Raw genomic sequence first — 14923 nt, 5'->3', positions numbered from 1 at the left:
GCCCCACGGTGGTCGAGCGCGTCGAAGCGCTCGCCGAACCCGGCCACGTGCTCGCCCGGGGCGAGCGCCAGCGCGAACCGCACGCGCCGCACGCGCTCGCCGTCGTCGAGCACCTCGACGCTGCCGGGCACGAGACCGGCGCCGGGGTCGACCGCGACCGCGGAGTCGGGCGCGGCTCGCCAGCCCGCGACGCGCACGGGGAACCAGCGGGTGCTCTGGCCGCTCGGGGCCGCGGCGGGGCCGCCGACGAAGCGGTAGCGGGCGGCGCAGCCGGCTGCCAGTCGAGCGTCGCCGGCCGGCAGGGTCACGGCGAAGCCGCGCGCGGCGCGCGCCAACCGGGCCTGCGCGCTCGCCAGGTGGCCGCCGTCGACGGCCTGCCCGCGCGAGCGGCGCTCGGTGCGGTCGAGGGCCAGCTCGGTGATCGACGCGCCGTCGTCCCACTGCAGCGCCACGGCATCCACCTCGGGAGTGACGCGCACCCCGAGCGTCAGCGGCTCGCCCGCGACGGGGTCGACCGGGCTGCGCTGCTCGGTGTCGACCGAGTAGGGGTGGCCGGAGCCGAAGGGGCGGTGGCGGATCACGCGCGCACCCCCGCGGGTGCGACGGGGATGCCGACCTCGACGGCGAGCCGCACGAGCATCGCGTGGCTCCACAGCAGCGGAGTCGCGACGGGACCCCAGCGGTCGAGCCACTCCTGCCGCCGCTCCGGCGCCAGCAGGTGGTCGTCGACCTGCTCGGGGAGCAACCCCTCGGCCGTCACCGTGCCGGCCGCCCAGTGCAGCAGCCGCAGAGCGCTCGCGCGGTCGCCCGCAGCGTGGTGGGCGAGCCCGAGGAAGCAGGTGAGCAGGGGCCACTGGCCGCCGCCGTAGAACGTGTCGAGAAGGTAGCGGTGCACGCCGCCGTCGACGCTCAGCGCCGACTCGACGGCCGCGATCGTGGCGCGGCCGAGCGGGCTCGTCGCCTCGATGACCCCAAGAGGCGCGATGACGGCCGCGAGCGAGCCGTCGACCTCGGTCGATCCCAGCCACTTCGCGAGGTGACCATCGTGCAGTCCGCGGTCGGCGATGAGCGCGCGCGCCTCGAGGGCGGCGGCCCGTGCGGCGTCGGCGGCGGCCGGCTCGAGCGCGTCGGCATCGGCGGCCGCCTCGAGCCCGGCGATCACGCAGCCGAGAGTCGACACGTGCACCTCGGTGCGGTGCTCCTCCCACCAGTCGTAGCAGGGGCGGCGCCACGTGGCGAGCAGGTAGTCGACGCTGAGGCGGATGCCCTGCTGCCAGCGCTCGAGGCTCAGCCCGTGCCGGCGCGCGTGCGCGACCGCGGCCCACACCCAGGTGCCGTAGCCGTCGGTCTGGAAGTCCCACCAGTCGTCGGAGCCCTCGACTCCGTCGAGGGTGAAGCGGGTGGCGAGCATGGCCTCATCGGGCAAGGGGGTGCCGGCGGCCTCAGCGGCGACGATCTCGGCGATCTGCTCGCGGCGCTCGGCGAGCATCCGGTCGCACCAGTCGAAGAAGCGCGATGCGCTCTCGACGGCGCTCGCGGCTGACATGCCGTCGGCGATGAAGGCCCCGTCGCGGAACCAGCTGTAGCCCTGGTAGGCCGAGAAGGTGGGGCTCGCGGGGTAGGCACCCGAGGGGTGCTGCAGGCTCTCGATGAGAGCGACGCTGCGGGCCGCGAGGGCCGCGACGGCGTCGAGGTCCGTGGTGGTGTTCATGTGGAGGGCCCTGGGGGGGGTGCCGGGGGTGGGGGTTCCGGGGGCCTTCGCCCGCCGTAACCCCGCTCCGGGTGAAGGGCTGGACTAGCCGCCGATGACGGCGTTGATGCGCTCTTCCGCGCTCGCCAGGGCGTCGGCGACCGACTTGCGGCCAGCCTGAGCCTCGATGAGCTCTTCATTCATGATGTCCTGCATCTCCTGCTGGCCCGTCGCCACGATCGGCTGGATCGCGATGCCGTCGAGCGAGTCGAAGACCGCCTGGCGGTTGGCCGGGTTGTCCTTCGTCAGGTAGACCGCGAGCTGCGACTCGTCGCTGATCGGCGGAAGCTCCCAGCCCGACTCGAGCCGGATGTCGACCATGGTCTGCGACGAGGTCAGGAACTCGGCGAACAGGGTCGCCGCCTCGATGTTCTCCGACGTGGCCGAGACGCCGACCGCGTTCGAGAAGACGCCACTGGCCTGCTGCGTGTTGCCGGGCTCGACCGCGATGTCCCAGGTGAAGGGAACGTCGGCGACGGCGCCGAACACCCAGATGCCGGTGTGCAGCATGCCGAGCTTGCCCTCGACGAACAGGTTCGTGTCGAAGTCGGGCGTGCCCTGACCCTGCTCGATCGTGGGCATGACCGTGCCGCTCTTGTTCACGAGCCACTCGGCCGCCTCGATGCCGCCCGGGGTGTTGAAGGCCACCGCGGTGCGGTCGTCGTTGAGGAACGACTCGCCGTTCTGCGCGAGCACCTTGTAGTACTCGAAGAACGACACCGGCTGGTGGCTGCCCCAGATGCCGTCGCCGAGCGCCGTGATCGCCTCAGCGGCGGCCTGCTCGTCCTCCCACGTCCAGTCGGCCGTCGGGTACTCGAGGCCGGCCTGGTCGAACAGATCGGCGTTGTAGTAGAGCACGACAGCCGAGAACGAGCTCGGCAGACCGTAGCTCACGCCATCGCGCGAGTAGGCCTCGACGAGCGACTCGCGGTAGGCCTCGGGGTTCGCGATCTCGAGGGGCGCGAGCGCTCCCGAGTCGGCCAGGGTCTGGAAGAACCCGAAGTCGGTGTCGACGACATCGGCGATCGTTCCGGCGGCGAGGTCGGTCTGGAGCGCCGTGAAGTAGTCGCCGTAGGGCAGCGTCTCGACCTCGACCGTGATGTCCGGGTTCTCGGCCTCGAAGGCCTCGACGATGGCGGCGAGGTTCTCCTCGTTGCCACCGGCCGAGATGAAGTTGCTGTAGGTGATGGTGACGGGGCCGTCGCTCGCGGCGGGCTCGGTCGAGCAGCCCCCCAGAACCAGGGCCGACGCGGCGGCGATGCCGACCGCGGCGATGAGTGAACGCTTCATGTGAGTGCTATCTCCTTTGATATTCGGTACCGGTGGTGCGGATCTTTCGGATGGGGTGATTCCCGGGGACTACTTGATCCCCGAGCTGGCGACGCCCTGGATGATGTACTTCTGGGCGAAGATGTAGAGCGCGAGCATCGGCAGGATGCTCACGACAGAGCCGGCCATGACGATGTCCCACGCGGTCGTGTACTGACCCTGCAGGCCCGCGAGCGCGATCGGCAGCGTCTGCAGCTCGGGGTCGCGCAGCACGATGAGCGGCCAGAGGAAGCTGTTCCAGCTACCCATGAAGGCGAAGATCGTGAGCGTCGCGAGCGCGGGCTTGATGTTCGGCAGCACGATCGAGAAGAAGATGCGGAAGTGACCCGCACCGTCGAGCGTCGCCGCCTCGTCGAGTTCGCGCGGAACCTGGTTGATCGCCTGCCGCAGCAGGAAGATGCCGAAAGCGCTCGCGAAGGTCGGCAGCAGGGCGCCGAGGTAGGTGTTGAGAAGCCCGAATGCCTTGAGCTCGGCGAAGAGCGGCACCACGAGCACCTGCAGCGGCACCATCATCGTCGCGAGGTACACCGCGAAGACCACGCCCCGCCCCCGGAACGGCAGCCGGCTGAAGGCGTAGGCCGCCGTGGCGCTCGTGAACAGCTGCACCACTGTCGTGATGACAGCGAGCATGAGGCTGTTGAGCACGACGCGGGCGAAGGGCCGCTCGGTGAAGAGCGTCGCGTACGCCTCGAAGGAGGGGTTCTCGGGCCACAGCTGCGGGGTGATGGAGAAGCCCGCGCCAGGGGTGATCGAGGTGATGAACGTCCACAGGAAGGGGAAGAACATCGCCAGGGCGCCGAGGATGATCGCGATGTGCAGCACGACCCAGCTCGTGCGGCTCGTGGTGCGCTCACGCATAGTGCACCCACCGCTTCTGGCCGATGATCTGCACGACGGTGACGCCGAGGATGACGGCGAAGAGCATCCACGAGAGCGCCGCCGCCTCGCCGGCCGCGCCGTAGCGGAACGTGAGGTCGTAGATCTGCTGCACGACGACCTGGCTCGAGCCCGCCGGGCCGCCGCCCGTCATGGCGTAGACCTGGTCGAAGACCTGGAAGCCGTTGATGAGCGAGATGACGACGACGAAGAAGGTGCTCGGGCTCAGCATCGGCAGCGTCACGTTGCGGAACCGCTGCCAGGCGTTCGCACCGTCGACCTTGGCCGCGTCGTAGAGGTCGGGGTTGATGGCCTGCAGGCCCGCAAGCAGGATGACCATGACGAAACCGAGGTCTTTCCACGCGCTCGCGAGGATGATCGAGGGCATCGACCACGCCGGCTCGGTCCACCAGCCCGGGCCGTCGATGCCGACCCAGCCGAGCACCGTGTTGACCACGCCGTTGCTCGGGTTGAGCAGCCAGCGCCACACGATCGCCACGGCGATCCAGCTCGTGACGACGGGCAGGAAGTAGATGCCGCGCCAGAACGCGCGGCCCTTGAGCGCGCGGTTGAGCCCGAGAGCGAGCAGCAGCCCGCCGACGTACACGAGCGGCAGGTACCCGACGATGTAGTACAGGGTGTTGCCGAACACGGATGCCGTGCGCGGGTCGTTCAGCAGCTGCACGAAGTTGTCGACGCCGACGAACTGCATCGGCGTGATGAGGTTCCAGTCGTTCAGGCTGATCCACGCCGCCGCGACCATGGGCACGAGCACGAAGAGCATGAGCGGAACGGCACTCGGCAGGAGGAAGGCGGCAACGGTCAGGCCGTAGCGCCACCCCCGCTTCCGCGGGCCCCGCACCGGAGCGGTGACGGGGGCGACCGGGGCGCGGTCGACGAGGCTCGTCTGCAGGGTCGATACGCTCACGAGGCGTCTCCCTGCGGGGAGGCCTGCTCGACGAGACGCTGGCGAACCAGGTCGCCCTGCTCGCCGGCGACGCCGTCGGCGTCGAACGGGGTCGCGAGCACGAGGGTCGCGGCCCCCTGAGCCCAGCTGTCGTCTTGCCAGCTCTCGACCGCGACCGCGACACCGCGGCGCGAGGGCATGAGCGCGGCGCGGAAGGCCGGCTCGAAACCGAACGACCAGTGCGCCCAGTCGGTCGTGCCCTCGCCGAGCAGGATGATGATCTCGGGGTCAAGCGCGTGCACGAGGCCGGCGAGCGTGCGCCCGAGCAGATGCCCCGCTTCGCTGAAGACCGTGGCGGCCGCCGTGTCGCCGGCGGCTGCCGCGTCGCGCAGGGCGGTGATGCCGGCGTCGGCGGCGATCACGCCGCGCTCGCGGGCGATGCGCACGAGGGCGCCCTCGCTGATGAACGTCTCGAGGCAGCCGCGGTTGCCGCAGCTGCACCGCGGCCCGTCTTCGCGCACGGGGATGTGACCGATCTCACCGGCACCGCCGCGCGTGCCGCGGACGATCACGCCATCGACCACGATCGCGGCACCGATTCCCGTGCCGATCGTGACGACGAGGAAGCTGCTGTGTCGACGGCCGAGGCCGTAGAGCCGCTCGGCCATCGCGACGGCGTTCACGTTGTTCTCGACGAGCACGGGCAGCCCAAGCTCACGCCGCAGGCTCGCTCCGATCGGCGCATTGGTCCAGCCGAGCTGGGTCGAGTTGACGACGCCGGTGCCCTGAGCATCCACGTCGCCCGGAACCCCGACGCCGATGCCCAGCAACGGGGTGTCGGCTCCCCCGGCGATGAAGCGGCGCAGACGGTCGGCGAGCACGGCGAGCATGGTGCTCGCGGCCGCGTCGAAGGGCTCGCTCGCGGTGCGGCCCACGGTGCCGTCGATGCCGACCTCGACGAACGCGAGATGGTCGGCGGCGACCTTGACGCCGACAGCGCGACCCGCGCTCGCCACGAGCCCGAGCATGCGCGCAGGGCGGCCGCCCTGGCTGGCCTGGTGCGCGAGCTCGCGGATGAGCCCGTCGGAGATGAGGTCTTTCGACAGCTGCGTCATGAGCGCCGGCGACAGCGAGAGCGAGCGGGCGAGCTCGGCGCGCGACGCGGGGCCGTGGGCCCCCAGGTGCGCGAGAATCGCGGACCGGTTGACGTCGGTGCGTGCCATCGGGCGAAGCGCCATTGCTCTTTCCTTACTTCAGAACTAAACAAACCATAGAATGAAGTTCAGAAGGATGTCAACACCCCGTGCCGCAGTCTCCACAACTCAGGAGTCGACGACGCGGTGAGCTCGCGACACGCCGGGGCGGGGGCGCAGAAGGGCGAGCAGAAGCCAGGACTCCTGAATTGTGGAGATGCGATCGCAAGGCGAGCGCGCGGAGGCGCTGCCTAGGGCGCGGCGCGGTACCAGTGCCGCACGTGCTGCCGGTCGTGGCGCGCTTGCCAGAACTCAACCTCGGTAGGGGTAAGCGCCCAGGCGGCCCAGTCGGGGTTGTGCGACTCGGTCACGGCGGGGCGGGCGGCCCAGTCTGCCGCGGCGACCTCGCTCGGCAGTTCTTCGACCTCACCCGTCACGCGCACCTGCCGACCCACCTCGGGCCAGTAGAACGTGAGCGCCGCACTCGGGTTGGCGGCGAGATCGATGCCCTTGCGGGTCGAGCGCGCTCCCGCGAAGACCCACTGGCCGTCGACGAGATCTTTCAGGATGAGCGTGCGGGCGGTGACGTGCCCCGTCGGCCCCGCGGTCGAGAGGGTGCAGGCGTGGGGCTGCATGACCCCGCGCTCGAGAGCGTCGTCGAGCCACTGCAGGAAGAGCTCGTGCGCGTTCGCGGGTGCGGTCGCGGGGTCGAACTCGGGCAGCTCGGCGGGGAAGGCGGGCAGCGCCCGCAGTCGGTCGCGTAGGGTCTCGCTCATGCCGCCAGGGTAGCCCTGGTCAGGCGCGAACCGGCAGAGCCGCTACGCCGACTTCTCGCGCCGCGGAGCGATGCGGCGCGGCACGATCGTGGGCGCGGCGTTCTCCATCACGGCCTCGCGGGTCACGACGATGCGCTCGACATCGTCGTGCGACGGCACTTCGAACATGATCGGCCCGAGCACCTCTTCGAGGATCGCCCGCAGGCCGCGCGCACCGGTCTGGCGCAGCACGGCGAGGTCGGCGATCGCGTCGAGAGCATCCTGTTCGAACTCCAGCTCGACGCCGTCGATCTCAAACATGCGCTGGTACTGCCGCACGAGGGCGTTCTTCGGCGTGGTGAGGATCTCGATGAGGGCGGTGCGATCAAGCGGTGTCACCGTGGTGACGACGGGCAGGCGGCCGATGAACTCGGGGATGAGGCCGAACTTGTGCAGGTCTTCGGGCAGCACCTCGCTGAACAGGTTCTTCTCGAGCGACTTGTCGTGCAGCGGAGCCCCGAAACCGATGCCGCGCTTGCCCGCGCGCTGGCTGATGATGTCTTCGAGCCCCGCGAACGCACCGGCCACGATGAACAGCACGTTCGTGGTGTCGATCTGGATGAACTCCTGATGCGGATGCTTGCGCCCGCCCTGCGGAGGAACGCTCGCGACCGTTCCCTCGAGAATCTTCAGCAGCGCCTGCTGCACGCCCTCGCCCGAGACGTCGCGCGTGATCGACGGGTTCTCGGCCTTGCGGGCGATCTTGTCGACCTCGTCGATGTAGATGATGCCCGTCTCGGCGCGCTTGACGTCGAAGTCGGCCGCCTGCAGCAGCTTCAGCAGGATGTTCTCGACGTCTTCGCCGACGTAGCCCGCCTCGGTGAGTGCCGTGGCGTCGGCGACAGCGAAGGGCACGTTGAGGCGCTTCGCGAGCGTCTGCGCGAGGTAGGTCTTGCCGCACCCGGTGGGACCGATGAGCAGGATGTTGCTCTTGGCGATCTCGACGTCGTCGGCCAGCTGGTCGGCCGCCGTGATGGTCTGGCGGGCCCGGATGCGCTTGTAGTGGTTGTACACCGCGACCGAGAGCGACTTCTTCGCCGCGACCTGGCCGATGACGTACTCCTCGAGGAAGGCGTAGATCTCTTTCGGCTTCGGCAGATCGAACTCGGCCGCCTCGGAATCGTTCGACTCGGCGAGGCGCTCCTCGATGATCTCGTTGCACAGCTCGACGCACTCGTCGCAGATGTACACGCCGGGGCCCGCGATGAGCTGCTGAACCTGCTTCTGGCTCTTCCCGCAGAAGGAGCACTTGAGCAGGTCGGCGCTTTCTCCGATGCGAGCCATGGCCTCACCCCTCGTTCACGGACCAGAATCCTCACGAACCGGCCCCGCAGCGAGCCTAACGCGGCGGAACGACGTTCGGCGCGCACCGCCCACCGCCCGGGTGTCGCGGCTCGACCCGTCGATCTGCCACTCCGCTCCGAAAACTGATCAGACGCCCAGCACGGGCACCGTACCCTGGAGGGGCCATGACCACGACCGATCGTCTCGACGAGCGCCGACGCCGCATCGCGGCCGCGGGCATCGTCGCGATCGTGTCGGTCGTGATGGCGGCCACGGCTCACGCCGCCGCGGGCGGCGGCACTCCGTCGATCGTCGCCGTCGCTCTCGCTCTGCTCGTCTCGAGCGCGATCGGCATGGGCGTCGTCGGCACCCGGCTCACGCGCGCGCGGGCCGCGATCGGCGTGGCCATCGACCAGGCGGTGTTCCACTCGCTCTTCGCCTTCTTCGGCGCAAGCACGACCGGCACGGCCGTCGGCAGCGCTCACACGGCCCACGGCATGACGATGACGCTCGTCGACCCCGTCACGGCTTCGCCCTCGGCCCCCGCGATCGCGATGGTGGTCACGCACCTCGGCGCGGCTCTCATCGCCTACGGGATGCTGCGCCACGGTCTCAGCGCGATCGATGCCGTCGCCGCCGCCCTGATGCTGGCGCTCGCCCGGGTGCTCGACCCGGCCGTCGCTCTCCCGGCACCGGCCGGACTGCCGCGCGTCGCTCCCGTCGGCGACCAGCGCTCCGCTCTCTCCCCCCACCTGCTGCGGCTGCCCGATCGCCGAGGGCCTCCCGCGCTGACGGCGCGCTGACCTCTCGCCGTACTCCGCACGTTCCCTCCGCGTCGACGACGCTCGTCGCGCGCGCCCGACCGGGCGCGCCCGAGCCCGGCGCATCCCTCTTCACTGATCGACAAGGACTCTTGCCATGAAGCACATCACCCGCATCTCCGCCGCTCTCGCGGCGGGCGCCATCATCGCTCTCGCTGTTCCGACGGCCGCGCAGGCCCACGTCTCCGCCGGGGCCACGAGCACGGCGGCCGGCTCGCGCACCGTCGTCACCTTCTCGGTGCCGCACGGCTGCGAAGGCTCGCCGACCCAGGTCGTGACGATCGACATCCCCGAGTCGATCGTGAGCGTCACGCCCACGGTCAACCCGCTGTGGACGGTCGAGAAGGTCGCCGTGCCGCTCGACGAGCCCATCGAGTCGGAGTACGGCGGAGACCCGATCACGGAGCGCATCGGCCAGGTCGTCTACACCTCGACGAGCGGGGGCCTCGCCGAGGGCTTCCGCGACACCTTCGAGCTGTCGCTGCAGCTGCCCGCCGGTGAGGCGGGAGACGTGGTCGAGTTCCCCGTCACGCAGACCTGCACCGAGGGCACGGCCGTGTGGGAGGGCGATGACGTTCCCGCCATCACCCTCACCGCCGCCGCGGTCGAGGGCGACGGGCACGGAGGCGACCACGGCACGGATGCCGACACCGCCGGCGATGTGACGGCCGACGCCGCTTCGACCGAGGGCTCGATCGACCTCGTGGCCCGCATCATCGGGGTTCTCGGCATCGTGATCGGCATCGCGGGCATCACGGCCGCTGTGCTGACCCGCCGCTCGGTGCAGGCCACCCGCTAGCGAGGAGTCGACCATGCGACGCAGCATCTCCCTGACCCTCATCGCGCCGGCGGCACTGGCCGCCGCAGCGCTGGCGCTCGTGCCCGCGCTGCCGGCCGCGGCCCACAACTACGTGGTGTCGTCGACGCCGGCCGAGGGAGAGACGCTCACCACGGTGCCCGAGTTCTTCGTCATCACGACGAATGAGGCGCTGCTCGACCTGACGGGCGAGGGTGCCGGATTCGTCATGCAGGTGAGCGACGAGAGCGGGCTCTTCTACGGCGACGGGTGCGTCTCAGTGCAAGGCCCGTCGATGGCGATGACCGGGGCTCTCGGGCCTGCGGGCGAGTACACCCTCGCCTACCAGGCCATCTCGGGCGACGGGCACACGATCTCCGACGAGCTGAGCTTCCGCTACGAACCGTCCACGGGCACGGAAGCACAGGCCGGGGTCGCGACGGCCCCAGACTGCGGCGCGACCGCGGCCGGCGACGCGGTCGGCGACCCCGGCTCCGCGCCCGCTGACGAGGCCTCGACCGTGATCGGGGTCATTGTCGGCCTGGTCGTCGGAGCAGTCGTGCTCGCGGTCGTCGTCGCGCTGATCCTGCGGCGCCGCTCCGGCGCGGAGGCCGTCGACACCGAGGCAGCGGCCGCACCGGAGGCCTCGAGCGGCACCTGACTCGCAGGCCGCCTCCATGCGAGAGCCCCGCATCCTTCCTTCAGGATGCGGGGCTCTCGTCGTGCGCGAACCTTACGAGGCGGTGATGGCCGCCGTCACCGTCTTGCGGCTCGTGAGCACCTGGTCGATGAGACCGTACTCGAGAGCCTCGTCGGCGATGAGGATCTTGTCGCGATCGATGTCTTTGTTGACCTGCTCGACCGTGCGGTTCGAGTGCTTCGAGAGCGTGACCTCGAGCCACTCGCGCAGACGGGCGATCTCTTTCGCCTGGATCTCGATGTCGCTCGCCTGGCCGCGCCCCGCATCGCCCGTCGCGGGCTGGTGGATGAGCACGCGCGCGTTCGGCAGGGCGAGGCGCTTGCCCGGGGTGCCCGCCGCGAGCAGCACGGCCGCGGCGGAGGCCGCCTGACCGAGCACGACCGTCTGGATCTGCGGACGGATGTACTGCATCGTGTCGTAGATCGCCGTCATGGCCGTGAACGAGCCGCCGGGGCTGTTGATGTACATGACGATGTCGCGGTCGGGGTCTTGCGACTCGAGCACGAGCAACTGGGCCATCACGTCATCGGCCGAGGCGTCGTCGACCTGCACGCCGAGGAAGATGATGCGGTCTTCGAACAGCTTCGCGTAGGGGTCTTGACGCTTGTAGCCGTAGGCCGTGCGCTCTTCGAAGCTGGGCAGGATGTAGCGGCTGCTCGGCATCATCGGGTTCGCGGCGCCGAAGGTGGGAAGTTCCATGGGTGCGTCTCTCTCGTCTCTCGTCAAGGCCGCTGGCTTCTCGGCCGCTACTTGTCGCCCGTGCCGCCGCCGCCGACGATGTCGGAGGCCGAGGCGCGGATGTGGTCGACGAAGCCGTAGGCCAGCGCCTCTTCGGCGGTGAACCAGCGGTCGCGGTCGCCATCGGCGTTGACCTGCTCGACGGTCTTGCCCGTCTGAGCAGCCGTGATCTCGGCGAGGCGGTGCTTCATGTCGGTGATGAGCTGCGCCTGCGTCTGGATGTCGCTCGCCGTGCCGCCGAAGCCGCCGTGCGGCTGGTGCAGCAGCACGCGGGCGTTGGGCGTGATGTAGCGCTTGCCCTTCGTGCCGGCCGTCAGCAGCAGCTGCCCCATCGAGGCCGCCATACCGATGCCGACGGTGACGATGTCGTTGGGCACGAACTGCATGGTGTCGTAGATCGCCATGCCCGCCGTGATCGAGCCACCGGGCGAATTGATGTAGAGGAAGATGTCTTTCTCGGGGTCCTCCGCCGCGAGCAGCAGCAGCTTCGCCGCGATCTCGTTGGCGTTCTCGTCGCGCACCTCCGACCCCAGCCAGATGATGCGGTCTTTCAGCAGTCGGTCGAAAACACTGTTCGGCATTGCCGGTTCAGCCATGGGGAGAGCTCCTGTTCGTCTCGTGCTTCGAATCTACCCAAGCGAGCATGCGCGAACGGCCGTGTTCGCCGTGGGCAGAGCACGAGTCGTCGGCCGGCGCCGACACCTACTCCTCGACGACGGAGATCTCGTAGAACGAGCCGTCGAACGACGTGACCGTCGCGATGACGATGCCGCTGCCCGACGAGGCTTCGTAGGCGCAGCGCACCTCCTGTCCGGTGAAGATCTCGATGTCGGCCGTGCCGCAGTCGACGACGGGCGTCTCGCCGAGCGGGCCGGAAAGCGCATCGGCGGTTAGGCCTGCGAACGCGGCCGCGGTCTCGAACGCGCTCTCGGCGGGCGGGGTCGGCGCGACCTCCGAACCGACCACGTCGAGCACGTAGTCGGTGCCGTCGATGCTCGAGATCGTGACGGTGTAAGCGCCGGAGGTCTCGGTCGCCTCGTCGAACGCCGCGCACTCGAGCGAGGTGCCGACGACGAACGGCACATCGTCGGCACCGCAGTCGATGTCGACCGTGAAGCCCTGCTCGGCGACGACGCCCTCGGCGGCGATCGCCAGCTCGGCGGCGTTGATCGTCGTCGGCGCACCATCGTCGACGCGCACAGCGCCCGAGGTGTCGATGGAGCCCGCGCACCCGCTGAGCAGCAGCGAGGCGGCGAGGAGAGCGGGGGCGAAAGTGCGGGTGCGGGTCATGCGGTGACGCTACTCCTGGCCCGGCCGCGGGGGCAATGAGCAAGAACTACCCGCCCGTACAGTGGTCGCATGGTCTCGCTGCGCCCTGCCACGCCTGCCGACCTCCGCGACGTCGAGACGATCTGCACGCTCACCGGCGACGACGGGTCAGACGCGAGCGGCCAGTACGACGAGCCCACGCTGCTCGCGGCTCTCTGGGCGGCGCCGCACCTCATCGCGGATCCATCGCTCTGCACGATCGTCGTCGATAACGACGGCCCCGCCGGGTACCTCGTCGCCACCGCCGATACCGCGGCATTCGAGTCGTGGTGCGAGCGGATGTGGTGGCCGGCGCTGCGCGACCGGCACCCCCTGCAGGCCCCGCGCCGCGATCGCGACCAGCACCTCGTCGCGCTGATCCACGCGCCCGAGGCGACCCCCGCATCCATCACGGGCCGGTATCCCGCGCATCTGCACATCAACCTGCTGCCGCGGGCCCAGGGTCAGGGCCTGGGCCGCGCCCTCATCGACCGGCTCGCCGACCAGTTGCGCGAGCGCGGGGTGCCGGGGGTGCACCTCGGCGTCTCGAGAACGAACGAGCCCGCCATCGGCTTCTACGAGCACCTCGGGTTCGCACCCGTGGCGGTAGAGCCCGATGGCGGGCTGATCATGGGACTGACGCTGACCTAGTGGTCGTGCCCCTCGTGGTCGTCGTGGTCGTGACCCGCGTGGTCGTCGGTGTCGATCGCCTCGGCGACCGGCGCGACGGCAGCGGCCGTGAACGCGGTCAGGTCGACGGCCTTGCCCGTGGAGTCGACGACCTTCGCCTTGCTGAGGGCGACCGAGAGCGCCTTCGAGCGGGCGACCTCGCCGACCATGCCGGGGATCTGGCCGTTCTGGTCGAGGATCTTGATGAACTCGCCCGGCTCCATGCCGTACTGCGCGGCGCCCTGGATGAGGTACTGCGTCAGCTCGTCCTGGCTGACCTTGACCTCCTCCTTCTCGGCAAGCGCGTCGAGGAAGATCTGGGTGCGGAACGTGGTCGTGCTCGACTCGGTCACCTCGGCGCGGTGCTCGTCGTCCTCCAGCCGACCCTCGTTCTCGAGGTGGCGGTGCACCTCGTTCTCGACGAGCGCGTCGGGCACCGGGATCTCGACCTTCTCGAGCAGCGCGGCGAGCAGCTTCTCGCGCGCCTGCGCGCCCTGCCCGAACGACTTCTGCTTCAGCAGCTGCTCGCGCAGGTCGGCACGCAGCTCGCCGATCGTGTCGAACTGGCTGGCGATCTGGGCGAAGTCGTCGTCGGCCTCGGGCAGCTCGCGCTCCTTCACCGAGATAACCGTGACCTCGATCTGGGCCATCTCGCCCTCGTGGTCGCCGCCGAGCAGCTTCGACTCGAAGGTCGTGGTCTCGCCCGCGGTGAGGGTCTCGACGGCGTCGTCGATGCCGTCGATGAGCTCGCCCGAGCCGAGCTCGTACGAGATCGAGTTGGCGGTGTCGACCGTGGTGCCGGCGACCGTGGCGATCAGGTCGAGCTGCACGAAGTCGCCCTTCGCGGCGGGGCGGTCGACCGTCACGAGCGTGCCGAAGCGGCTGCGCAGGTTCTCGAGCTCGGCCTCGACCTCGTCGGGGGTCACATCGGTGGCGTCGACCTCGATCTTCAGGCCGTCGTACTTCGGGATCTCGAACTCGGGGCGAACATCCACCTCGACGGTCACCAGCAGGTCGCCCGAGAAATCTTTCTCGCTCGGCCACTCGGCGATGTCGGCCTGCGGCCGGCCGAGGGCGCGGAGGCCCTGCTCGGCGATCGCGGCGCGGTAGAAGCCGTCGAGGCCCTCGCTCACGGCGTGGTTGAGCACCTCGGCACGGCCCACGCGCTGGTCGATGATGGGCGGCGGCACCTTGCCCTTGCGGAAGCCCGGAATGTTCACCGTCTCGGCGATGTGCTTGTAGGCGTGCTGGATGCTCGGCTTCAGCTCGTCGGGGGTGACGGTGATCGCGATCTTGACGCGCGTCGGGCTGAGCTTCTCGACCGTGGACTGGACCAAAGGGGTTCTCCTGAATATGTGTGCTGAGTTCGTGGGCGAGGGTGCTGGTCGGGGCGACAGGATTTGAACCTGCGGCCTCCCGCTCCCAAAGCGGGCGCTCTACCAAGCTGAGCTACGCCCCGAAACCGTGACCGTGGACCACGTCAGCGTCACGACGCGGCGTCGCTTCGAAAAATGGCCTCGGCAAGTCTAGCCGAGTCGTCGGGCCCCTCCACTGGGTGCCCGCTCCGATGCGTTACCCTAGAGGCTGCGCGAGGTTTCGGCCCGTTGCGGGGCTGTAGCTTAGTGGTAAAGCCTTAGTCTTCCAAACTAATGATGCGGGTTCGATTCCCGTCAGCCCCTCGAGTGTGATGTCTCACGACATCGTGGACGGGTGAACCCCCAATTTCGGGGTTCGCCC

At 69.7% G+C, this 14923-nt stretch carries 16 protein-coding genes and 2 tRNA genes; 5 read left to right on the top strand and 13 right to left on the bottom strand.

Features of this window, described 5'->3' with window-relative positions:
• The 8 genes from ACTIE9_RS13015 to clpX all read right to left on the bottom strand — a co-directional run.
• The coding region (locus ACTIE9_RS13015) for a hypothetical protein (RefSeq protein WP_439565992.1) at positions 1-581 on the bottom strand (581 nt) is incomplete at its 3' end.
• On the bottom strand, positions 578-1711 hold the full coding sequence (locus tag ACTIE9_RS13010; RefSeq protein WP_439565991.1) for a glycoside hydrolase family 15 protein: 1134 nt from the start codon (positions 1709-1711) through the stop codon (positions 578-580). The genes ACTIE9_RS13010 and ACTIE9_RS13015, both read right to left, overlap by 4 nt.
• Positions 1712-1795: 84 nt before the next feature.
• Positions 1796-3040, bottom strand: coding sequence for an ABC transporter substrate-binding protein (locus ACTIE9_RS13005; protein WP_439565990.1), 1245 nt, complete (start codon positions 3038-3040; stop codon positions 1796-1798).
• A 69-nt stretch (positions 3041-3109) separates the two neighbouring features.
• Entirely contained in the window at positions 3110-3937 is an 828-nt protein-coding gene (locus ACTIE9_RS13000; protein WP_439565989.1) for a carbohydrate ABC transporter permease, read from the bottom strand.
• Entirely contained in the window at positions 3930-4883 is a 954-nt protein-coding gene (locus ACTIE9_RS12995) for a carbohydrate ABC transporter permease (protein WP_439565988.1), read from the bottom strand. Before ACTIE9_RS12995 ends, ACTIE9_RS13000 begins: the two co-directional genes overlap by 8 nt.
• Positions 4880-6100, bottom strand: coding sequence for an ROK family protein (locus ACTIE9_RS12990; protein WP_439565987.1), 1221 nt, complete (start codon positions 6098-6100; stop codon positions 4880-4882). Before ACTIE9_RS12990 ends, ACTIE9_RS12995 begins: the two co-directional genes overlap by 4 nt.
• Before the next feature lie 206 nt (positions 6101-6306).
• Positions 6307-6831 carry a pyridoxamine 5'-phosphate oxidase family protein gene (locus tag ACTIE9_RS12985; protein ID WP_439565986.1) on the bottom strand — a complete coding sequence of 175 codons (525 nt, stop codon included), beginning with the start codon at positions 6829-6831 and terminating at the stop codon, positions 6307-6309.
• Positions 6832-6873: 42 nt separating this feature from the next.
• Entirely contained in the window at positions 6874-8154 is a 1281-nt protein-coding gene (gene clpX, locus ACTIE9_RS12980; RefSeq protein ID WP_439565985.1) for an ATP-dependent Clp protease ATP-binding subunit ClpX, read from the bottom strand.
• A gap of 185 nt (positions 8155-8339) precedes the next feature.
• Between clpX and ACTIE9_RS12975 the strand changes: the two genes are divergently transcribed.
• From ACTIE9_RS12975 to ACTIE9_RS12965, 3 genes are all read left to right on the top strand, one after another.
• Entirely contained in the window at positions 8340-8957 is a 618-nt protein-coding gene (locus tag ACTIE9_RS12975) for a hypothetical protein (protein WP_439565984.1), read from the top strand.
• A gap of 115 nt (positions 8958-9072) precedes the next feature.
• On the top strand, positions 9073-9774 hold the full coding sequence (locus ACTIE9_RS12970; protein ID WP_439565983.1) for a YcnI family copper-binding membrane protein: 702 nt from the start codon (positions 9073-9075) through the stop codon (positions 9772-9774).
• A 13-nt stretch (positions 9775-9787) separates the two neighbouring features.
• Positions 9788-10432, top strand: coding sequence for a copper resistance CopC family protein (locus ACTIE9_RS12965; protein ID WP_439565982.1), 645 nt, complete (start codon positions 9788-9790; stop codon positions 10430-10432).
• A 72-nt stretch (positions 10433-10504) separates the two neighbouring features.
• On the opposite strand, the gene ACTIE9_RS12960 is transcribed toward ACTIE9_RS12965, so the two are convergent.
• From ACTIE9_RS12960 to ACTIE9_RS12950, 3 genes are all read right to left on the bottom strand, one after another.
• The gene (locus ACTIE9_RS12960) at positions 10505-11170 is read right to left on the bottom strand and encodes an ATP-dependent Clp protease proteolytic subunit (protein WP_439565981.1); all 666 of its coding nucleotides are present in this window, start codon (positions 11168-11170) and stop codon (positions 10505-10507) included.
• Positions 11171-11217: 47 nt separating this feature from the next.
• On the bottom strand, positions 11218-11805 hold the full coding sequence (locus ACTIE9_RS12955) for an ATP-dependent Clp protease proteolytic subunit (RefSeq protein ID WP_439565980.1): 588 nt from the start codon (positions 11803-11805) through the stop codon (positions 11218-11220).
• 106 nt (positions 11806-11911) lie between these two features.
• Positions 11912-12499, bottom strand: coding sequence for a hypothetical protein (locus ACTIE9_RS12950; RefSeq protein WP_439565979.1), 588 nt, complete (start codon positions 12497-12499; stop codon positions 11912-11914).
• Between the two features lie 69 nt (positions 12500-12568).
• On the opposite strand from ACTIE9_RS12950, the gene ACTIE9_RS12945 reads away from it, so the two are divergent.
• Positions 12569-13168 (top strand): GNAT family N-acetyltransferase, encoded by a 600-nt coding sequence (locus ACTIE9_RS12945; RefSeq protein ID WP_439565978.1) that lies wholly within the window; start codon positions 12569-12571, stop codon positions 13166-13168.
• On the opposite strand, the gene tig is transcribed toward ACTIE9_RS12945, so the two are convergent.
• Together tig and ACTIE9_RS12935 are read right to left on the bottom strand one after the other, a co-directional pair.
• Positions 13165-14523, bottom strand: coding sequence for a trigger factor (gene tig, locus ACTIE9_RS12940; RefSeq protein WP_439565977.1), 1359 nt, complete (start codon positions 14521-14523; stop codon positions 13165-13167). The genes ACTIE9_RS12945 and tig overlap by 4 nt on opposite strands.
• 45 nt (positions 14524-14568) lie before the next feature.
• Positions 14569-14645, bottom strand: a tRNA-Pro gene (locus ACTIE9_RS12935).
• 149 nt (positions 14646-14794) lie between these two features.
• Here ACTIE9_RS12935 and ACTIE9_RS12930 point away from each other — a divergent pair.
• Positions 14795-14865: transfer RNA gene (locus tag ACTIE9_RS12930), tRNA-Gly, on the top strand.
• The last annotated feature ends 58 nt before the right edge of the window (positions 14866-14923 follow it).

Origin of the sequence: Microcella sp. (assembly GCF_051860105.1) — a bacterium.
Lineage (GTDB): Bacteria > Actinomycetota > Actinomycetes > Actinomycetales > Microbacteriaceae > Microcella.
The sequence above is the reverse complement of the archived record's forward strand: the minus strand, read 5'-3'. Positions and strand labels throughout refer to the sequence as shown.